We start from the raw sequence: 18410 nt of genomic DNA, 5'->3' as shown, positions 1-18410 counted from the left end.
CATGGCTCCAGACGAACGCCGCTGCCCGGTACTGGACATGAGCGCCCGGACCCCGCACCAGCAGAACGCGCGGCTGCGCTCGGCCGGACCCGCCGTCCGGGTCGAACTCCCCGACGGCGTGATCGCCTGGTCCGTGACCCGCGGTTCGGTGATCCGCGCCCTGACCGGCGACCCGCGCATCTCCCGCGACCCGCGCAAGCACTGGCCCGCCCTGGCCTCCGTGCCCGAGGGCTGGCCGCTGGGCCCGATCGCCTTCCAGGAGAACTTCTTCAACCTCTACGGCGACGAACACCGCACGGCCCGGCGGCGGATGGCCCCCTCCTTCTCGCCCCGCCGGGTGAGCGCGCTGCGCCCCGGCATCGAGGCGACCACCGCCGCCCTGGTCGGCGCGTTCCGCGACCTGGGCCCCGGCGAGGCCGTGGACGTCCGCCGGGCCCTCGCCCTCCCGCTGACCATGACGGTGATCTGCGACCTCTTCGGCGTCCCCGCCGACCTGCGGCCCCGGATCGGCACCGCGATGGACGCCCTGCTGACGACGACCGCCACCACCGGGCAGATGACGCTCTGGCGGGAGCGGATCGACGCGGTGCTGGCCGAACTGCTGGACCTCAAACGGCGCGAGCCCGGGCCCGACCTCGCCAGCGACGTCGCCGCCCTCGGCACCGGCGGCGACACCGGCCGCACCGAGCAGGAGTCCCGCGACACGCTGTTCCTGATGCTCGGCGCCGGCTACGAGACCGCGGTCAACCTCATCACCAGCGCCGTCCAGGAACTCCTCACCCACCCCGGCCACCTGGCCCTGGTCCGCGCGGGCACCCTTGGCTGGGAGGACGTCGTCGAGGAGACCCTGCGCCACGAGAGCCCGGTGATGCACGTCCCGCTGCGCTACCCGCTGGAGGACATCGACCTCGGTGAGGACGTGGTCATCCGGCGCGGCGAGCCGATCCTGCTCGGCTTCGGCGCCGCCGGCCGGGACCCGGAGGTCCACCCCCGGCACCCGGACGACTTCGACCCGACCCGCCCCGACAAGGACCACCTGGCCTTCGGCCACGGCCCGCACTTCTGCCTCGGCGCGCCCCTGGCCCGCCTGGAGGCCGAGGTCGCCCTGGCCGGCCTCTTCACCGCCTGCCCCGACGCCGTCCTGGACCCCTCCAGGACGGCACCGGCCCGGCTGGAGTCCGTCATCGTCAACGGCCCCTGCGAACTCTGGATCGTCCCCACGCCCTGGTGATCCTCGTAGGGCAGTTCGGTGATGGTCGATCAGATGATCGGGATCGACCGGAACTGCCCGCTCTCACCCCTGTTGTCCATATATCGGCCCGGTCAGGCACCCCGAGCCGCCCCCAGCAGGTCGGCGAAGCGCTCCAGGGCGCGGTCGGCGCGGTCGCGGTCGCCGGTGAGGGTGAGGTCGAGCAGCAGGCCCCGCAGGACGGCCATGACCAGGGTGGGGGTGGCGGTGTCGCCCTCCCCTCGGGAGACGTCGGCGAAGGCGGCGCTCAGGGTGTCGAACCAGTCGGTGACCGCCCGGGCGCGGTCCGGGTAGTGCTCGGGGTGGGCCAGCAGGTCAGCGTGGACCTCGAAGAACAGCCGGACGAACGGGGCGCGGTCGGGTGCGCTGAGCCAGGCCCAGATGCCGCGCAGCCGCTGCGCGGGTGTGCCCGACCCCTGCGGCGGGCGGGAGGCCAGACGGGCCGCGCCGCGGCGGCGGGCCTCGGCCAGGACGGCGGCCACCAGCTCCTGCTTGCTGCCGAAGTCGTAGAGCAGCATCCGCGGGCTGGTGTCGAGGGCGGCGGCCAGCGGGCGCAGGCTCAGCCCGGCCAGTCCGTGCGCCAGCACGTGGTCGGTCGCGCGGGCCAGGGTGCGCTCGCGGCGGGCGGGGTCGGCGGGTCGTCCCACGGCGGTCGGTCCTTTCTGCGGAGTGGCCCGAGTTTATGGTACGACTGTTTCAAGAACGGCGGAGGCCGCCGCGATCAAGGGGGAAACCATGGCAGACGAGCACGCGGTGACGGACGGTCACGGACTCGGGCGGGCGCTGGTGCTCGGGCCCGGGGGCCGGCTGGGCGCCGCCTGGACGGCCGGCCTGGTCGGCGGGCTGCGCGAGGCCGGGGTGGACCTCGGCGAGGCGGACCTGACGGTCGCCACCTCGGCCGGGGCGATCGTGGCCGCCCTGCTGGCCGGCGGGCAGGACCCGGCGCGCCTGGTGGACCCGGCCCGGCGCCCCCCGGCCCCCGCCCGCCGGCCCGATCCGGCCGTCATGGGCGAGGTGTTCGCCGTCCTCGGCCGGGGCCTGGAGCCCGCCGAGGCCCGCCGCCTGGTCGGGCGCATCGCGCTCGCGAGCGCCGACGACGACGCCGAACACGACCTGCTGGCCCGCCGCGAGGCCATGGTCGGCACCCCCGCCTGGCCGGCCCGGCGCCTGCTGGTGACCGCCGTCGACGCGGTCGACGGCGCACCGCTGGTCCTCGGCGCCGACGACGGCGTGCCGTTGCTGCGCGCGGTCGCCGCCTCCAGCGCCTTCCCCGGCACGGAGGTACCCGTCACCCTGCCGGGCGGGCGCCGCGCCATCGACGGCGCGCTGCGCGCCGGCGCCAACGCCGACCTCGCCGCCGGCGCCCGCACCCTGGTCGTGGTCGAGCCGCTGGCCCACCGCCACCGGCCCACCGACCTCACCCCCTGGCCGGCCGCCCTGGCCCTCACCCCCGACACCCCGGCCCAGGCCCTCCTCGACTCCGAACGCCCGGACTGGGACGCCTGGACCGCCGCCTACGCCGAGGGCACGCGCCAAGCCGCCGACGCCGCCGCCCACGTGCGCGCCCTCTGGACGACGGCCTGACGGCCCCCGCCCCCGGGCGACGCACCCACCCGGGGCAGCGCTCAGCCCCCGAACGGCCGGACCGGGCCGCCGCGCAGGGGCACGCGCTCCGGTCGGCGGTGGCGGCCACCCGGCGCCGGGGCCCCGGCACAGGCCCTGCTCGACCCCGGGCGGCCGGACCGGAACGCCTGGACCGGCGCCCCACCGGGAGGGCGTGCGCCGGCCCGGCGGGCGCCGCTCACGTACGCCCCGGCGAACACCGGCCGACCGTGGACGGCGGCGGCATGCGTGGCGGCCGAGGCCCGCGGCGGCCGGCCGGTGGGCCCGGTCCGCTCGCCCGTGGCAGACCGGGCCGCCATGCCCGGGCGGGAGCCGTCGGCGGCGACGGCCACGGCCGCGCCCCTCCCCGTTCCGGTCGGGCCGTGCGGGTGCCGGTGCGCGGCCCGCCCTCTGACGGTATGACCGGTCGGTTATCGTGGCCGGGATCGATATCGCCCTGGCGTTATGGCGCCGTGGGCACGGGGGCCTGGGGGGGTACCGGTGGATCTGCACGCGCTGACGCAGTTCCTGGCCGTGGCGCGGGTGGAGCACCTGAGCCGGGCGGCCGAGGAGCTGCGGGTCGCCCAGCCGTCGTTGAGCCGCAGTATCGCCCGGCTGGAGGCGGAGCTGGGCACCCCGCTGTTCGACCGGGGCGGGCGGCTGCGGCTCAACGAGTCGGGGCGGGTCTTCCGCGACCACGTCGAGCGGGCGCTCGGTGAACTGGCGGCCGGGCGGCGGGCGGTGGCGGAGGCCGCCGGGCAGGGGTTCGGCACGGTCCGGCTGGCCTCGGAGACCCTGCTGGCGTTCAGCGGGCCGCTGGCCGCGTTCAAGCGGGACCATCCGGACGTGGAGATGGAGCTGCACCAGCTGTCCGTCGAGGAGATGGCCCGCCGGCTGCGGGCCCAGGAGATCGACCTGGCCGTCGCCTCCCTGCCGGTCGACGCCCCGGGGCTGGAGTCGGTGCTGCTGCTCGACGAGGAGGTCGGCCTGGCGGTCGCGCGCGGCCACCCGCTGGCCGGGCGCGGCCCGGTCGCGGTCGCGGACCTCGCCGGGGAGGCGTTCGTCGCCGGCCGTCCCGGGCACTGGCAACGGCGCCTGCTGGAGCGGCTGTTCGCCGGGCAGGGCCTGACGCCCAGGATCGTCTGCGAGGTCGACGAGGCCGGCACCATCGCCGAACTCATCAGCGCGGACCTGGGCGTCGGCCTGGTGCCCGCCATCGCCCACCGCACCGCCACCCGGCTGCCGCTGACCTGGGTCTCGATCGACCACCCCGGCTGCCGGCGCACCCTCACCCTGTCCTGGGGTACGGGCGGGCGCCTGCCCACCGCCGTCCGGCTGCTGCGCGACGCCCTGGCCGGCTGGGACTGGACGGGCGGCGGCCCCCGGAGCTGACGGCGGGCGGGGCTGACGGCGGAAGGGCAGACGGCGCCCGGGGCTCGACGGCTACGGCTTCGCCACCGAGAAGGTGTCGCACTGGGCGAGGTCGCCGCCGCGGTAGCCGGTGGTGAACCAGGCCTTGCGCTGCTCGGAGGAACCGTGCGTCCACGCCTCCGGGTTGATCCGCCCGGTGGCCTGCTGCTGGATCCGGTCGTCGCCGACGGCCGCGGCCGCGTCCAGGCCCTGGGCGATGTCCTGGTCGGTGAGCGAGGCGATCAGCGGGCGCCCGGTGGAGGGCTGCGGGGTGGTGGTGACGTGGTGCGCCCACACCCCCGCGTAGCAGTCGGCCTGCAGCTCCAGGCGCACCGAGCCGCTGTTGGCGCCCTGGCGGTCGCCGGCGGCCTTCTGCATGGCGCCGGTGAGGTTCTGGATGTGGTGGCCGTACTCGTGGGCGACGACGTAGGACTCGGCGAACGGGCCGCCCTTGGCGCCGAAGCGGGAGGACAGCTCGTTGAAGAAGCCGAGGTCGACGTACGCCTTCTTGTCGCCGGGGCAGTAGAACGGGCCGACCGCCGAGGTCGCCGGCCCGCAGGCGGTGGAGACCTGGCCGGTGAACAGCACCGTCTCGGCGCTCCGGTACGGGATGCTGGTGCGGCGCGGCAGCTCGGTGCGCCAGAAGTCCTGGAGGCTGTTGGTGACCGCCACGATCCGGCAGTCCTGGCGCTTGTTGGCGTCCGCGCCGGTCTTGCAGGCCTGCTGCGCCTCGCCTGCGGTGCGTACGCCCGGGGAGGAGGCGGAGCCGCCGCCGGAGGACAGGCCCAGCAGCTGCGGGTCGACGCCGAGGATGACCGCGAACAGCACCGCGATCAGGCCCACGGCCCCGCCGCCGATGGCGACCTTCCCGCCCGGGATGCCGCGCCGGTCGTCCACCTGCGAGGTGTCGAGGTCGCCCTGGTCGTCGAACTGCATGCCCTGCCTGCCCGTTTCTGTCGTGTTCCGCCCGGATGGTGACGGTCTGTGCCGTCGGCGGCCCGGCCCAGCCTACGGCGGGCGGCGCCCGGCGCGCCGCAGCGGGGCCCCGGGCGGGGGGGCTTTCCAGGGGCCGTCAGAGGGGGGCGCCGACCACCCGCAGCAGGTCCAGGCGGGAGGCGCACTCGCTGCCGGGCGCGGCGGTGTGCACCAGCAGCAGCTGCTCCTCGCCGGCGGTGGCCAGCACCTCGCACTCCAGGTCCAGCGGCCCCACCACCGGGTGCAGCACCCGCTTGCGGCCGCTGCGCCGCCGGGCGACCTCGTGCCGCTGCCAGCAGGCGGTGAACTCCTCGCCGGTGGCGAGGAGTTGCTCCAGCAGGTCGGCGGCGCGCCGGTCGCCGGGGCGGGCGGTACGGGCGGCGCGCAGGGAGGCGACGTGGGCGCGGGTGAGGTCCTCGTGGTCCTCGGGCGGGAACAGCGCGCGGACGTCCGGTTCGGTGAACCAGCGCAGCAGCAGGTTGCGCCGCTCGGGCGCCAGGGCGCCGACGTCGCCGAAGACGGCGGCGGCCATCGCGTTCTGGGCGAGCACGTCGCCGAGGTCGGAGACCACCTGGGCGGGCGTGTCGTGCAGCCGGTCCAGGACCAGCAGCAGGCCGGGGCGAACGTGTCCGAGCGGGCCGTGGCGGCGCGGCGGCTCGTGCCCGGCGAGGCGGAACAGGTGGTCGCGCTCGTCCTCGCTGAGCCGCAGCGCCCGGGCGAGGGAGGCCAGCAGCTGCGGCGAGGGCTGCGGGCCGCGCCGCTGCTCCAGGCGCGCGTAGTAGTCCACCGACAGCCCGGCCAGCTGCGCCACCTCCTCCCGGCGCAGCCCGGGGGTTCGCCGCCGCGCCCCGGGCGGCAGCCCCAGGTCGGCGGGGGTGAGCCGGGCCCGGGTGCGGGTGAGGAAGTCGGCCAGCGCCGCGCGGTCGATCATGCCCCCAGCATGGCCCCCGGGGGCGGGCCGTGGCCAGGGATTACCGGTCCCTGGCTGCGGGCCGCGCCGCCCCGCCGGGTGACCCTTCCCCGCCCGTCGCGTTGGACCGGGCGCACTTCCCCTCGGAGAACGGACGGTGACGAGATGTCGGACACGGCGAAGCGGCGCATCTTCGCGATGCTGGACAGCGACGGCGACGGCGTGATCACGCGGGACGAGTACCTCGCCCGGGTCGACCGGGCGGCCGCGGCCTTCGGGCGCGGCGACCGGGACCCGCTGGTCGCCGCGGCCCTCGGTGCCCACCGGGAGGTGTTCGGGCAGATGGACGGCGACGGGGACGGCGGCGTGACCTTCGAGGAGTACCGCGACTGGGCCGGCCACGAGGCCTTCGAGTCGACCTGCCGGCCCGCCCTCGGCTCGCTGTTCGACCTCGCCGACGGTGACGGCGACGGGCGCCTGACCCGCCCGGAGTTCACCCGGCTGCGCACCACCAGCGGCAACCCGGCCGAGGGGGCGGACGCCGCGTTCGACGCCCTCGACCCGGACGGGCTCGGCACGGTGGCGCGCGCCGCCTACCTGGCCGCGATCCACGACTTCCTCACCACCGGGGCCTCCCCCATGGCCGGCGCCTACGGCCAGGACCGCCCGGACCCGCGGGAACTGTCCGCCCGCTGACCGGTCGACCCGCGCCCCGGCGGCCTGGCGGTCGGCCGGCCGACCGCTTCACGCAACCGTACGGTTGCGCATGGGGTTCCGGGTGTGCAACCTTGGAGTTGCGCATCCGGATGACGACGAAGTGAGGCTGCCCGTGATCCCCGACACGATCGAACGCACCGTCATGATCAACGCCCCCAGGGAGCGGGTCTGGTCCGTCCTGACCGAACCGGCGTTCCTCGGCCGCTGGTTCGGCAGCGGCGCGCCGGTCGAGGTCGACCTGCGCCCCGGCGGCCTCCTGGTCTTCGACCACGGCGTCCACGGCACCATCCCCGCCCGCCTCCAGCGGGTCGAACCGCCGCACACCCTGTCCTGGCGGTGGTCCCAGGGCGCCGCCGGACAGGAGCCGGGCGACACCGACGCCACCCTGGTCGAGTTCACCCTGACCGCGGACGGCTCCACCGCCGGCACCCGGCTCACCATGGTCGAGAGCGGCTTCGCCCGCCTCGGCCTGCCCGCCGGCCAGGCCGCCGACCGGCACCGCGCCAACACCCTGAACTGGCCCGGCAAGCTCGACCGGCTGGCCGCGGACTGCGAACAGATTCCGGCGTGACCCGCGCCCCTGAGGGCGGCCCCGCTCCCGAACCGGTCCCCGAGGACGTCCTGGTGGCCCTCGCCGACCCGGTCCGCCGGGACGTGCTGACCGCCCTCGCCCTCGAAGGCGGCTCGACGGCGACCTCGCTGGCGGCACGGCTGCCCGTCACCCGCCAGGCGGTCGCCAAGCACCTGGCCGTCCTCGGCCGCGCCGGGCTGGTGCGCGCCCGCCGGGCCGGCCGCGAGGTCCGCTACGAGGCCGACCTGCGGCCGCTGCGGCGCACGACCCGGTGGATGGACGCCCTCGCCGCCCGGTGGGAGGAGCGCCTGGACGCGATCAAGGAGCTGTCCGAGGAGCTGTCCGAGGAGGAGGGCACTGCGCCGTGAGGCCGCGCCGGCCGTCCCGGACGCCGGCCCGGCCGCCGGCCCGAACCAGGGACCGGCGGTCCCTGGTTCGGGAGGTCTCTGCCGCGCCGAGCGCGCCGCGGGCAGGGTTGTGGGTGTCGAAGGACAGCGACTTCCCGAAGGAGACAGACCATGACGACGATCCTGGTGACGGGCGCGACCGGTTCCGTGGGCACCCGGCTGGTGCCGCGGCTGCTGCGGTGGGCCGGGGCGCAGGGCTCCTCGGTCCGGGTGCTGGTGCGCGACGAGCGGAAGGCAGCCCCCCTGGCCGCGCTCGGCGCGCAGGTGGTGGCCGGCGACCTGACCGAAGAGGCCGACCGGGCAAAGGCCCTGGAGGGGGCCGACACGGTGCTGAACGTCGCGGCGGCGCTGCGCGGGGTGCCGGACGAGGACGCGTGGGCGGTCAACCGGGACGCCGCGGTGGCGCTGGGCCGCCAGGCGGCGAAGGCGGGGGTGGCCCGGTTCGTCCACACCAGCACCAACCTGGTCTACGGGCGGGAGCTGGGACGCCCGGCCGTCGAGGACGACCGGCTGGCGCCGCACCCGGCGTGGGGCGTGTACGCGGCGTCCAAGGCGCAGGCCGAGGCCGGACTGCGCGCCCTGGGCGACGAACTGCCGCTGGTGGTCGCCCGGTTGGCGTTCGTGTACGGCGAGGGCGACCCGCACCTCGCGCAGGCGGCGCAGTGGGCGGCCACCTGGCCCGCGCACCAGCGCCTGGCCGTGGTGCACCACGCGGACGTCGCGCAGGCCCTGTGGCGGGCCCTGACCGCGCCCGGCATCGAAGGACGCACCTACAACGTCGGCGACGACGCGCCGCTGACCGCCTGGGACGTCCACGAGCTCAACGGCCGTACCCACCCGGGCACTTCGGCGCAGACGCCGTTCGACCCGTGGGAGGGGCAGATGTCGACGGCAGCGGCGCGCCGCGACCTCGGCTGGCGCCCGCTGTACCCGTCGGCCTGGTCGGCCGCGGAGGCCGGCGCGCTGTAACGGTGACGGTGACGGCGTAGCCGCGCGGCGCCCGGCCCTCCCGTCGTCCGGGAGGGCCGGGCGCCCCGGTGTCAGCCGGCGTTCACCGGCCCGCTCGCCGGCGCGGGCGCGTAGCCGGCCGGGCGGGTGGTGAAGGTGCCCCGGCCCTGGGTGCGGCCGCGCAGGCGGCCCGCGTAGCCGAACAGTTCGGCCAGCGGTACCAGCGCGCTCACCTGCGCGGTGGTGCCGTGTCCGGCCGTGGTGGCCCGGACGTGGCCGCGCCGGGCGGCGAGGTCGCCCAGGACGGTGCCCAGCGCGTCCTCGGGCACGGTGACCGTCACCTCCGCGACCGGTTCCAGCAGCCGCATCCGCCCGGCCCGCAGCGCCTCGCGCAGTCCGAGGCGGGCGGCGGTGCGGAAGGCGAGCTCGGAGGAGTCCTTGGGGTGGGTGGCCCCGTCGGTGAGGGTGACCGCGACGCCGGTGACCGGGTGCCCGCCCAGCGGCCCCTCGGTCAGCGCGTCGCGGCAGCCCGCCTCGACGGCCTGCACGTACTCGCGCGGCACCCGCCCGCCGGTGACGGTGGAGGCGAACACGAACCCCTCCCCCTCGTCCTGCGCGAGCGGCTGGACGTCCAGGACGAGGTGGGCGAACTGGCCCGCGCCGCCGTCCTGTTTGGCGTGCCGGTACACGAAGCCGCGCACGCCCTCCACCAGGGCCTCGCGCAGCGCGACCTTCGGCGCTCCGGTGACCGCCTCGACGCCGCTGTCGCGCCGCACCTTCTCCATCGCCACCTCCAGGTGCAGTTCGCCCAGCCCCGCCAGGGTGCGCTGCCCGGTCTCGGGGTCGGTGGCCAGGCGCAGCGAGGGGTCCTCCTCGGCGAGGCGGGCGAGGGCGGCGGTGAGCTTGTCGGTGTCGGTGGCGCGGCGGGCCTCGACGGCGACGGTGACGACGGGTTCGGCGCTCACGGGTGCCTCCAGGCGGATCGGGTGGTCGGGGTCGCAGAGGGTGGCGCCGACGCGGGCGGCCTTGGGGCCGATGACGGCGACGATGTCGCCGGCGCGGGCGTGGTCGGTCTCGGTGTGGCGGTCGGCCATCACCCGCAGGATGCGGGCGACGCGTTCGGTGCGGCCGGTGGTGGTGTCGAGCACGGTCGCTCCCTTGTGCAGGGTGCCGGCGTACAGGCGCAGGTAGGTGAGGCGGCCGGTGGGGGCCGCGACGACCTTGAACGCCAGGGCGGTCAGGGGCTGTCGGGGGTCGGCGGCGCGCTCCTGGGCGCGGTCGGCGGGGTCGGTCGCGTCGGCGGTGCCTGTTCCCTCGGCGGCGCGGACCGGCGGGAGGTCGAGCGGGGAGGGCAGGTAGGCGACGACGGCGTCCAGGAGGGGTTCGATGCCGCGGTTGCGGTAGGCGGAGCCGCACAGCACGACCACGGCCTCGCCGGTGCGGGTGAGTTCGCGCAGGGCGGTGGCGAGGGTGGCGGCGGTGACGCTCCCGTGGGTGCAGAACTCCTCCAGGGCCTCGGGGTTCAGTTCGGCGACGGCCTCCTCCAGGGCGCGGCGGCGCTCGGCGGCCTGCGCCGCGAGGTGGGCGGGCACCGGGCCTTCGGGGGCGGGGGTGCCGTCGTCGTGCCAGGTGAGCGCGCGCAGGCGCAGCAGGTCGACGACGCCGGTGAACGACTCCTCGGTGCCGATGGGGAGTTGGACGGCGAGCGGGCGCGGGTGCAGGCGTTCGCGGATCGAGGCGACGGCGGCGTCCAGGTCGGCGCCGGCGCGGTCGAGCTTGTTGACGAACGCGATGCGGGGCACACCGTGGCGTTCGGCCTGGCGCCAGACGGACTCGCTCTGCGGCTCGACGCCGGCGACCGCGTCGAACACCGCCACCGCGCCGTCCAGGACACGCAGGGAGCGTTCGACCTCGTCGGCGAAGTCGACGTGGCCGGGGGTGTCGATGAGGTTGATCCGGTGCCCGGCCCAGGCGCAGCTGACGGCGGCGGCGAAGATGGTGATGCCGCGGTCGCGTTCCTGGGGGTCGAAGTCGGTGACGGTGGTGCCGTCGTGGACCTCGCCGCGCTTGTGGGTGGTGCCGGTGAGGTAGAGGATCCGCTCGGTGACGGTGGTCTTGCCGGCGTCGACGTGGGCGAGGATGCCGAGGTTGCGGACCTCGGCGATGGCGGCGGTCGCGGCGGCGGTGGTCGCGGTGGCGGTGGCGGTCGTACGGGTGCTGGTGCTGGTGGTGGTGTCGGTGCGCATGGCCCGGGTGCCTTTCGAGGCGTTCTCCTGCGGGTGGGCGCGCGATCGTGCAGCGCCCGCGGACCGTCATGTGCGGTTCCCGGCAAGGCCTTTGCGGGCCGGGCGAGGGCGTGGTTCAGACGGTGGCGGCGCTGCTCCGGTGCCGGCCGCGCAGCGGGCACCGGGAGGACGGGGACACCAGGATCACCTCGTACCGGGAGGCGGGAGAGGGGGCGGCGGCGCTCTGCTTCGGCACGGCCGCTCACCCCTCTCTCTCGTCTGTCTCGTTCATCGGCACGGTGGGCCGCGCGTCGGAGCGCGGCTGCGTGGCGAGTGTAGGGAGGACGGGCCTCGCGGGGCGAGGGGTTTTACGGGGCCGGATCTTTACGGCGTAAAGACCCGGCGCCGGGTCTTTACGGCGCCCTGAAGCGCAGGACCGGTTCGGACCAGCCGTCGTCGGGCACCCCGGCGTCGAGGGCGGCGGAGATGGCCCGTTCCTCGTAGCCGAAGTGGGAGTCCATGATGGCGGCCAGTCCGTCGAGTTCACGCCCGACGGCCTCCAGGTCGGTACCCGGCGCGGCGGCGGCCTGTTCGGCGAGGTCGCGGACCCGGGTGAGGATGGCGGCGATGAATCCGTGGTCCTCGACGAGTTTGGCGACGGTCGGCGCCAAGTCGGGCCGTTCACGCAGGAGTTGGGCGAAGAGGCCGTCATCCTCGCCCTGGTGGTGGTTGGTCAGGGCGGTGCAGAAGGCCAGGCAGTGGGTGAGGAGCGTGCCGTCGTCCGGGCGTCGGCCGAGGTTGGTGCGCACGTCGGTGAGGCGGCGTCGCAAGTCCTGGTGCGCGCGGGAGAGTTGAAGACTGAGAGCGGCCGTACGGCCGTTCACGGGGGAGGCCACGGGTGGCGGTCCCTTCGGTTCCGCACCTCCATGCCTGACGCGGTCCGTCACCGGCACGCGATGCTGGCGCCAGCAGATCATGCCGTCCGGCCCCCGGGCAAGCGCGCCCCCTCGGTCTGCCCGGCCTCCTCGGTCCGCTCGACGGGTGCGGGCTCCTCGGTCCGCTCGACGGGTGCGGGCTCCGCGGCCCGGCCGCGCGGGCGTCCGAGGAGGATCCCGGCCGCGACCAGCGCCAGGCCCAGCCCCTGCCGCAGCCCGAACGGGTCGCCGTCCAGCGCGGTGCCCAGCAGCACCCCGGCCATCGGGTTGAGCAGTCCGAGCAGGCCCACCGTCCCGGCCGGCAGGTGGCGCAGTCCGGCGAACCAGCAGGTGAAGGCGAGGGCGGTGGCGATCAGGGTGCTGTAGCCGAAGGCGAGCAGGGCGGGGGTGTCCACCGCCGGGGGCGGGCCCTCGGCGGCCGCGGCGAGCGGCAGCAGCATCAGGCCGCCGGCGCTCAGCTGCCAGGCGGTGGCGGCCAGCGGGTCGGCGCCCTCGCGCCAGCGGGCGGCGAGGACGTAGCCGACGGAGGAGACCAGCATCGCCCCGGCCGAGGCGGCCAGGCCCGGCCAGCCGATCGCGCCGCCGGTGCCGAGCAGGGTCAGCGCGACCCCGGCCAGCCCGACCAGTGCCCCGGTCAGGTGGGCGCGGCGCGGGCGCCGTCCGGCCAGGGCCCAGGCGGTGAGCAGCATCGCGAGCGGGGAGGCGGCCATGACGGTGGCGGCGGCGCTGGTGGGCAGCAGCTGGGAGGCGAGGTAGAGCAGGACGAAGAAGACGGCGGTGTTGAGCAGTCCGAGCAGGGCGCTGCGCCACCACCAGGCGCCGTGCGGTCGGCGGCGGGCGAGGGCGAGCAGCAGCAGGCCGGCGGGCAGGGCGCGCAGGACGGCGCCCCAGAGCGGGCGGTCGGCGGGCAGGTAGGCGTGGGTCACGTGGTAGTTGGCGCCCCAGGCGAGCGGGGCGAGGGCGGTCGGCAGCACCCAGCGCGCATTGGCTTCCATGGAAGACAATATAGCTTCCCTGGAAGCTACCCGCGCTACACTGGACGCCATGGAGCACCCCGAGCACCCCGACCGGCGCGGTGGCCACCCCGCCCCTGTCGACCCCGTCGACCACGTCGCGCAGATCCAGGCCGAGTGGCAGCGCGAACGCCCCGACCTCGACGTCTCCCCGCAGGCCGTCATCGGCCGCCTGCACCGCCTCGCCGACCGCCTGACCGCCGAACTCACCCTCGTCTACCAGCGCTACGGCCTCGGCGAGGGCGAGTTCGACGTCCTCGCCGCGCTGCGCCGCGCCGGCGCCCCCTACGAGCGCGCCCCCGGCGAACTCGCCGCGCACACCATGGTCACCACCGGCGCGATGACCAAGCGGATCGACCGCCTGGAACGCGCCGGGCTGGTCACCCGCCGCCCCGCCGAGGACGACCGGCGCGGGCGCGTGGTCGCCCTCACCGACGCCGGCCGGCGCCTGATCGACGAGGCGTTCACCGCCCACATGCGCAACGAGCACCGCCTGCTCGCCCACCTCGCCCCCGAGGAGGCCGCCGCCCTCCAGACCCTGCTCACCGCCTGGCAGACCCGCCTGGACGGCACCGGGCAGCCGGACCGCCGCGCGGGGTGAGAAGCTGACCCATGACCAGCGCGCCGCCTCCCCCGGACTCCCCGCCGCCCGCCGCCCCGCCCCCGCCCGGCTGGGAGAACCCCGCCGTACGGGCCGACCGGCGCCTGGTGGAACTGCTGCAGGAACTGCGGGTGCTGCAGACCGGCGTACAGATCGTCTTCGCCTTCCTCCTCGGCGTCGCCTTCACCCCGCGCTTCGCCACACTCACCGACGCCCAGCAGGACGTCTACGTCGCCACCCTGCTGCTGGCCGTCGTCGCCGCGGCCGTCCTGGCCACCCCCGTCGCCCTGCACCGCGGCCTGTACCGCCACCCCGGCAAGGAACGGATCGTCACCGTCTCCGCCCGCATCGCCCAGGCCGGCCTGCTGCTGCTCGCCGCCGCCCTGAGCGGCGCCGTCCTGCTGGTCCTCGACGTCGTCCTCGGCACGGCGGTCGCGGTGCCGATCACCTGCCTCATCGCGCTGATCTTCGCCACCCTGTGGTTCGTCCTGCCCTGGGCCGTACGCCGCGCCACCACCCACGACAGCAGCTGACCGCACCCGGCCGGCCACACCCGGCCGCCGGGGGCCGTCCGTTTCCGCCGCCCGCGCGGGGAACGCGGGCGGCGGACGACGGACCGGGCCTTGGGCCGGCTGCCGACGCCGGGGGCCGGGCCGGGAAGGCCGCACCCCGTGCCGCCTCCCCCGCCCCCTAGAGCCCACCCACCCCCCGGACCGCTTACCGGCCCCCTGTCGGGCCCGTCCGTACCCCCACCGGGCCCGTCCGTACCCCCGCCGCCTACCGTGACGGTATGCACACCGACGACACCCCCTGGGACGTCCTGCTGATCGGCGGCGCCTCCGGAACCGGCAAGAGCCGCGCCGCCGCCCGCCTCGCCGCCCGGCACGGGGCGTTCACCGTGGAGTTCGACGACGTCGTCGCCGCCCTGCAGGCCGCCACCACCGCGGCCACCCACCCCGGACTCCACCACTTCACCGCCCCCGACCGGGCCCTGAGCGCCGAACGCGTCCTGGAGCTGCAGATCGCCACCGCCCACGCCCTGGACGACGCCCTGCTCGGCGTCGTACGCAACCGGCTGACCGTCGACGTGCCCGCGATCGTCGAGGGCGACTACCTCACCCCGGCCGCCGCCGCCCGCGCCGCCGCCGAGGCCGCCGCGCGGGGCCGGCGGGTGAGGGCGGTCTTCCTCCACGAGGGCGACCCGCACCGCATCGCCGCCAACTACGCCGACCGCGAGCCCGACGACGGCCCCCAGCCCGAACGCGCCGCCGTCAGCGCCCGCTACTCCGCCTGGCTCGCCGCCCAGGCCACCGCCCACGCCCTGCCCGTCGTCGACTGCCGCCCCTACCCCACCCTCCCCGAACGCCTCGCCGCCACCCTGGCCTGAGGCCCCCGGGGCACGCTCCCCACCGCCTCGCCCCGCACGCGTGTCGGCCCGCCGGCTCGTCCGCCTGCGGGCCGACGCGGCCGCGAGCAGCTGCGGGCGGTGTGCCGTGACGCCCTACGCGACGGCGCAGGACGCGGCTCACCCGCTCCCTGTCCTGCTGCCGGACGTACCGTTCGCGAACGTCCCACACGCCTCCGTCCGCCGACGGGCATCGCGCCGTCGATCACCCGAAAGCGGCCGTCCCGGCGCCACGGCTCAACCCCGCGCGCCCTGCCCGCCGTCGTAGGCGGCCCGCGCGTCCAGCACCTGCGGCATGTGGGACTCCGCCCACGCCTTGATGGCCCGCATCAGCGGCAGCAAGTCCCGTCCGAGCGCGGTGAGTTCGTAGTCCACGCGGGCCGGGACGCCGCCGGTGACGGTGCGGGTGAGCAGGCCGTCGCGTTCCAGGGCGCGCAGGGTCTGGGTGAGCATCTTCTCGCTCACCCCGGACAGGCGCCGGCGCAGGTCGCTGTAGCGGCGCGGCCCGTCGGCGAGGGCGTTGACGACCAGGCTGGTCCATTTGTCCCCGATGCGGTCCAGGAGTTGGCGGGCCGGGCACTCGGCGAGGTAGGCGTCGAAGCCGGCCGCGTCGGCGGCGCGGCGCTGGGCGGCGGTCATGGTGGGCACGGGCTCGCTCTCCTTGCCGTTCGGTACGCACCTTCGGGTGCGTGCTTCCCGTCGGAGAGTAGCTCTCCTTAGGTTGGGCGGCGTTCCCCTGGTTCCGTCTGAAGGAGTGTGGTGTGGTGCGTGCCGTGGTGGTGCGGGAGTTCGGCGGTCCGGAGGCGCTGGAGCTGGTCGAGGTGGCGCTGCCGGAGCCCGGTCGCGGGCAGGTGCGGGTGCGGGTGGCGGCGGCCGGGGTCAACCCGGTGGACGCGGTCACCCGCGCCGGGGTGCTCGCCGGGGCCGGGCTGATGGCGCCCCGGGCGGTGACGGGCATCGGCTGGGACGTGGCGGGGGTGGTGGACGCCGTCGGCCCCGGGGTCACCGGATTCGCGCCCGGACAGCGGGTGGTGGGCCTGCGCGACCGCCTGGACGTGGACCTCGGCGCCTACGCCGAGCACATCGTCCTGGACGCCGGCGCCCTCGCGCCCCTGCCGGCCTCCGTCTCCTTCGAGCGGGCCGCGACCCTGCCCCTGAACGGTCTCACCGCCCTGCAGGCCCTCGACCTCCTCGACCTGCCCGCCGGCTCCACCGTGCTGGTCACCGGCGCGGCGGGCGCGGTCGGCGGCTTCGCCGTCGAACTCGCCGCGCAACGCGGCCTGCGGGTGGCGGCACTGGCCGGGGAGGGCGACGAGACGCTGGTTCGCGCGCTCGGCGCGCAGTGGTTCGTGCCGCGCACGGCGGACGATGTGGCCGCGGCCGTACGGGAGTTGGTGCCCGGCGGGGTCGACGGCGCGGTCGACGCGGCCCTGCTGGGAGTACGGGCCCTTGGCGCGGTACGCGGCCGCGGGGCGTTCGTGGCGGTCGCGGGCGGCAGCGAACCGGTGGGGCTGCGCGGCATCCGGGTGGCCAACGTGTGGATCACCGCCGACGGCCCCGCCCTGGCCGGGCTCGCCGCCCTCGCGGGCGAGGGCCGGCTCACCCTGCGGGTAGCGGACACCCTGCCGCTGGAGCGGGCTCGCGAGGCGCACGAACGCCTGGCGGCGGGCGGACTGCGCGGGCGCCTGGTACTGACGCCCTGAGGGGTCAGGCGACTCGTCGGTTACCGCCCGCCCCCTTCGCGCCGCCGGCGGTTGCGCGCCCGTCGTCGTCGGTCCTCCTCCTTGCGCGCCCGCTCGGCCGCCGCACGCTTGCGCTCGGCATCCGCGCGGGCTCGTCGCCGACGAGCCTCCGCGTCCGGGTCCTCCGCGGCACGCGGGGCCTCGGATCGCCTCTCCTGCCTCTGCTCGTCGGGCTGCGGAGGACGCGGAGGAGGTGACGCGTCCGCCCGCCACGTGTGGCCGCCGGACGGCGGCGCGTCCTGCCAGGCATGGGTGTACGGCCCAGGCCCAGGAGGAAGCGGTGCATCCGGACTCCCGGCCCGACTGCCCGCCCGGCTGCCGGCGATCCAGCGGCGCAACGCGAGGCAGGCGACCAGCGGCCCGATGAACAGCGCGAGCAGCCACAGCGCGAGGACCGTGGACCAGAGGGCGCCGTGGGGCCGGGGGCCCGGCAGAAGCAGTCCCACCAGCACCATCAGCACGATCAGCGCCAGCCAGGTGGCGACGACCACGGCCGCCGCCCGCGCGGCAGCCACCACACCCCTCACAGTTCCCCCTCCCGGCAGCATCGCCGCGTCGACGCTCACCGTGTCCTACCCGCTCGCCGGCAGGCTATCTGCGGTTCGAGCCCCCACCTGCGGCGCGGGTCAAAGGGAAACGGTCGATCAGGCGGCGCGCTGGCCGTGCAGGAGCGCGGGCAGCGTGCGGTTGGCCAACGCCTCGGTGACGCGGGCGAATTGGGCGGGCGCCATGTGGGCGGGGAGGTCACGGACGGGGACGAAGCGGGCGCCGAGCAGCCCGGACTTGTGCTGCGGCGGGACGGTCAGGCGGGTGGCGTCGCGGACGGTGCCGCCGTCGAAGACCAGGTTCAGGCGCTCCAGGTAGCGGTCGGCGGGGGTGAAGTCGACGGCGAGGATGTCGGTCAGGCGCAGGTGCAGCCCGGTCTCGGCGTGCAGGTGCCGGGCGGCGGCGAGCTGCGGCGGCTCGTTGGGCTTCGCGGCGCCGCCGGGGAGGATGAGGCCGTCCATGTAGTCCGGGTCGACCAGGAGGACGTCCCCGCGCCGGTTGCGGACGAGGACGAGGCAGCCCAGCCGGCACACCGGCGGCTTGGCGAGGAGACGGGGGTCGCGCATCGGGGAGCTCACTTCCTGAGGGCGGCGAGGAGGATGAGGGAGAAGCCCGCCCACCAGAGCAGACGGGCGAGAAGGTCAGTCGTCATGCGTGAGGCGCTCGTACCGCAGCCCCTTACGGAGGAGGTCCACGATGCGCAGAAGGTCGAGGGGCCGGGCCGACCCGAGCTGCACCAGGTAGTTCCCCGTCCGCCGCCCGTACTCCCAATCCACGGAGACGGACGGCAACTTCACCCCACCAAGGGCGAGTACGGACACCAGGTCGTCCACGACGGAGGCAGCCCGCCTGCGCTGCTCGGCGGTGATGCGGGAGAGGATCGAGGACATCACGCCTCCCCCGGCCTCGGGTGAACCTCGAACACCTTCCAGGCGCTGTACGCCTCCCCGAAGAAGACGAAGGAGGCCAGCTCACCGGAGTCCTGGCGCAGCCACTCCCCCGTGATCTCGTTGCGCACCCGGTAGCGCTGCACCTCGGGGTCGAACCGCACCCCGTACCCGTGGAGCCGGGGAGTTTTGTGATTATCCATGGAATGACCTTCTGTGATCGAGCATTCACTTTCTGTAGGGAAAGGGTTGCGGAGAGATCCCCGC

22 protein-coding genes are annotated in these 18410 nt (G+C 76.0%); 11 read left to right on the top strand and 11 right to left on the bottom strand.

The genetic code is table 11. The features are described from left to right. Window position 1: 1 nt before the first annotated feature. A complete protein-coding gene (locus ACYP53_RS41485; protein ID WP_459651262.1) occupies window positions 2–1231 on the top strand; it encodes a cytochrome P450 family protein in 1230 nt (409 codons plus the stop codon). A 92-nt stretch (window positions 1232–1323) separates the two neighbouring features. Here ACYP53_RS41485 and ACYP53_RS41480 read toward each other — a convergent pair whose 3' ends face one another. Next, entirely contained in the window at window positions 1324–1896 is a 573-nt protein-coding gene (locus tag ACYP53_RS41480; RefSeq protein WP_459651261.1) for a TetR/AcrR family transcriptional regulator, read from the bottom strand. An 88-nt stretch (window positions 1897–1984) separates the two neighbouring features. Here ACYP53_RS41480 and ACYP53_RS41475 point away from each other — a divergent pair, with 88 nt between their 5' ends. Together ACYP53_RS41475 and ACYP53_RS41470 are read left to right on the top strand one after the other, a co-directional pair. After that, window positions 1985–2833 carry a patatin-like phospholipase family protein gene (locus ACYP53_RS41475; RefSeq protein ID WP_459651260.1) on the top strand — a complete coding sequence of 283 codons (849 nt, stop codon included), beginning with the start codon at window positions 1985–1987 and terminating at the stop codon, window positions 2831–2833. Window positions 2834–3352: 519 nt separating this feature from the next. Then, a complete protein-coding gene (locus ACYP53_RS41470) occupies window positions 3353–4243 on the top strand; it encodes a LysR family transcriptional regulator (RefSeq protein ID WP_189924157.1) in 891 nt (296 codons plus the stop codon). Between the two features lie 51 nt (window positions 4244–4294). Here the strand turns inward: ACYP53_RS41470 and ypfJ are convergent, their stop codons facing one another. Together ypfJ and ACYP53_RS41460 are read right to left on the bottom strand one after the other, a co-directional pair. After that, entirely contained in the window at window positions 4295–5197 is a 903-nt protein-coding gene (ypfJ, locus tag ACYP53_RS41465; protein ID WP_459651259.1) for a KPN_02809 family neutral zinc metallopeptidase, read from the bottom strand. Window positions 5198–5333: 136 nt separating this feature from the next. Beyond that, complete coding sequence (locus ACYP53_RS41460; protein ID WP_459651376.1) at window positions 5334–6164, bottom strand: helix-turn-helix transcriptional regulator; 831 nt, start codon at window positions 6162–6164, stop codon at window positions 5334–5336. A gap of 147 nt (window positions 6165–6311) precedes the next feature. Between ACYP53_RS41460 and ACYP53_RS41455 the strand changes: the two genes are divergently transcribed. The 4 genes from ACYP53_RS41455 to ACYP53_RS41440 all read left to right on the top strand — a co-directional run bounded on the left by ACYP53_RS41455 (window position 6312) and on the right by ACYP53_RS41440 (window position 8810). Further along, the gene (locus tag ACYP53_RS41455) at window positions 6312–6842 is read left to right on the top strand and encodes an EF-hand domain-containing protein (RefSeq protein WP_229929135.1); all 531 of its coding nucleotides are present in this window, start codon (window positions 6312–6314) and stop codon (window positions 6840–6842) included. A 133-nt stretch (window positions 6843–6975) separates the two neighbouring features. Further along, window positions 6976–7434, top strand: a complete 459-nt coding sequence (locus ACYP53_RS41450; protein WP_189924153.1) for an SRPBCC domain-containing protein — start codon at window positions 6976–6978, stop codon at window positions 7432–7434. Next, window positions 7431–7802: an ArsR/SmtB family transcription factor gene (locus ACYP53_RS41445; RefSeq protein ID WP_459651258.1), complete on the top strand. Its 372-nt coding sequence runs from the start codon at window positions 7431–7433 to the stop codon at window positions 7800–7802. Before ACYP53_RS41450 ends, ACYP53_RS41445 begins: the two co-directional genes overlap by 4 nt. A gap of 150 nt (window positions 7803–7952) precedes the next feature. Then, on the top strand, window positions 7953–8810 hold the full coding sequence (locus ACYP53_RS41440; protein ID WP_459651257.1) for an NAD-dependent epimerase/dehydratase family protein: 858 nt from the start codon (window positions 7953–7955) through the stop codon (window positions 8808–8810). Window positions 8811–8881: 71 nt separating this feature from the next. Here ACYP53_RS41440 and fusA read toward each other — a convergent pair whose 3' ends face one another. From fusA to ACYP53_RS41425, 3 genes are all read right to left on the bottom strand, one after another. Continuing rightward, window positions 8882–11035 (bottom strand): elongation factor G, encoded by a 2154-nt coding sequence (gene fusA / locus ACYP53_RS41435; protein WP_459651256.1) that lies wholly within the window; start codon window positions 11033–11035, stop codon window positions 8882–8884. 392 nt (window positions 11036–11427) lie between these two features. Next, the gene (locus ACYP53_RS41430) at window positions 11428–11910 is read right to left on the bottom strand and encodes a hemerythrin domain-containing protein (protein ID WP_459651255.1); all 483 of its coding nucleotides are present in this window, start codon (window positions 11908–11910) and stop codon (window positions 11428–11430) included. Window positions 11911–11987: 77 nt separating this feature from the next. Further along, window positions 11988–12944 (bottom strand): DMT family transporter, encoded by a 957-nt coding sequence (locus ACYP53_RS41425; protein ID WP_459651254.1) that lies wholly within the window; start codon window positions 12942–12944, stop codon window positions 11988–11990. A gap of 49 nt (window positions 12945–12993) precedes the next feature. Between ACYP53_RS41425 and ACYP53_RS41420 the strand changes: the two genes are divergently transcribed. The 3 genes from ACYP53_RS41420 to ACYP53_RS41410 all read left to right on the top strand — a co-directional run bounded on the left by ACYP53_RS41420 (window position 12994) and on the right by ACYP53_RS41410 (window position 14950). Next, window positions 12994–13563, top strand: a complete 570-nt coding sequence (locus ACYP53_RS41420; protein WP_189924136.1) for a MarR family winged helix-turn-helix transcriptional regulator — start codon at window positions 12994–12996, stop codon at window positions 13561–13563. 11 nt (window positions 13564–13574) lie between these two features. Next, window positions 13575–14096 carry a DUF6328 family protein gene (locus ACYP53_RS41415; RefSeq protein ID WP_459651253.1) on the top strand — a complete coding sequence of 174 codons (522 nt, stop codon included), beginning with the start codon at window positions 13575–13577 and terminating at the stop codon, window positions 14094–14096. Between the two features lie 257 nt (window positions 14097–14353). After that, window positions 14354–14950 (top strand): AAA family ATPase, encoded by a 597-nt coding sequence (locus tag ACYP53_RS41410; RefSeq protein WP_459651252.1) that lies wholly within the window; start codon window positions 14354–14356, stop codon window positions 14948–14950. Between the two features lie 255 nt (window positions 14951–15205). Here the strand turns inward: ACYP53_RS41410 and ACYP53_RS41405 are convergent, their stop codons facing one another. Then, window positions 15206–15616: a winged helix-turn-helix transcriptional regulator gene (locus tag ACYP53_RS41405; RefSeq protein WP_459651251.1), complete on the bottom strand. Its 411-nt coding sequence runs from the start codon at window positions 15614–15616 to the stop codon at window positions 15206–15208. 116 nt (window positions 15617–15732) lie between these two features. Between ACYP53_RS41405 and ACYP53_RS41400 the strand changes: the two genes are divergently transcribed. Then, entirely contained in the window at window positions 15733–16671 is a 939-nt protein-coding gene (locus ACYP53_RS41400) for an NADP-dependent oxidoreductase (protein WP_459651375.1), read from the top strand. Between the two features lie 20 nt (window positions 16672–16691). Here ACYP53_RS41400 and ACYP53_RS41395 read toward each other — a convergent pair whose 3' ends face one another. The 4 genes from ACYP53_RS41395 to ACYP53_RS41380 all read right to left on the bottom strand — a co-directional run bounded on the left by ACYP53_RS41395 (window position 16692) and on the right by ACYP53_RS41380 (window position 18346). Then, window positions 16692–17225, bottom strand: coding sequence for a hypothetical protein (locus ACYP53_RS41395; protein ID WP_459651250.1), 534 nt, complete (start codon window positions 17223–17225; stop codon window positions 16692–16694). Between the two features lie 129 nt (window positions 17226–17354). After that, a complete protein-coding gene (locus tag ACYP53_RS41390) occupies window positions 17355–17822 on the bottom strand; it encodes an NUDIX domain-containing protein (protein ID WP_189926818.1) in 468 nt (155 codons plus the stop codon). Between the two features lie 75 nt (window positions 17823–17897). Beyond that, window positions 17898–18146, bottom strand: coding sequence for a hypothetical protein (locus tag ACYP53_RS41385; protein ID WP_189926820.1), 249 nt, complete (start codon window positions 18144–18146; stop codon window positions 17898–17900). Further along, a complete protein-coding gene (locus ACYP53_RS41380) occupies window positions 18146–18346 on the bottom strand; it encodes a hypothetical protein (protein ID WP_459651249.1) in 201 nt (66 codons plus the stop codon). Before ACYP53_RS41380 ends, ACYP53_RS41385 begins: the two co-directional genes overlap by 1 nt. Window positions 18347–18410 lie beyond the last annotated feature (64 nt).

Source organism: Kitasatospora sp. Ki12 (genome assembly GCF_054601375.1).
This window is presented reverse-complemented; position numbering and strand designations above follow the sequence as displayed.

Bases quoted from the DNA above. Each gene is read 5' to 3' on its own strand.
- ACYP53_RS41410 (WP_459651252.1), top strand. From the start codon at position 14,354: ATGCACACCGACGACACCCCCTGGGACGTCCTGCTGATCGGCGGCGCC.
- ACYP53_RS41420 (WP_189924136.1), top strand. From the start codon at position 12,994: ATGGAGCACCCCGAGCACCCCGACCGGCGCGGTGGCCACCCCGCCCCT.
- ACYP53_RS41425 (WP_459651254.1), bottom strand. From the start codon at position 12,944: ATGGAAGCCAATGCGCGCTGGGTGCTGCCGACCGCCCTCGCCCCGCTC.
- ACYP53_RS41415 (WP_459651253.1), top strand. From the start codon at position 13,575: ATGACCAGCGCGCCGCCTCCCCCGGACTCCCCGCCGCCCGCCGCCCCG.
- ACYP53_RS41485 (WP_459651262.1), top strand. From the start codon at position 2: ATGGCTCCAGACGAACGCCGCTGCCCGGTACTGGACATGAGCGCCCGG.
- ypfJ (WP_459651259.1), bottom strand. From the start codon at position 5,197: ATGCAGTTCGACGACCAGGGCGACCTCGACACCTCGCAGGTGGACGAC.
- ACYP53_RS41385 (WP_189926820.1), bottom strand. From the start codon at position 18,146: ATGTCCTCGATCCTCTCCCGCATCACCGCCGAGCAGCGCAGGCGGGCT.
- ACYP53_RS41475 (WP_459651260.1), top strand. From the start codon at position 1,985: ATGGCAGACGAGCACGCGGTGACGGACGGTCACGGACTCGGGCGGGCG.
- ACYP53_RS41390 (WP_189926818.1), bottom strand. From the start codon at position 17,822: ATGCGCGACCCCCGTCTCCTCGCCAAGCCGCCGGTGTGCCGGCTGGGC.
- ACYP53_RS41440 (WP_459651257.1), top strand. From the start codon at position 7,953: ATGACGACGATCCTGGTGACGGGCGCGACCGGTTCCGTGGGCACCCGG.
- fusA (WP_459651256.1), bottom strand. From the start codon at position 11,035: ATGCGCACCGACACCACCACCAGCACCAGCACCCGTACGACCGCCACC.
- ACYP53_RS41455 (WP_229929135.1), top strand. From the start codon at position 6,312: ATGTCGGACACGGCGAAGCGGCGCATCTTCGCGATGCTGGACAGCGAC.
- ACYP53_RS41380 (WP_459651249.1), bottom strand. From the start codon at position 18,346: ATGGATAATCACAAAACTCCCCGGCTCCACGGGTACGGGGTGCGGTTC.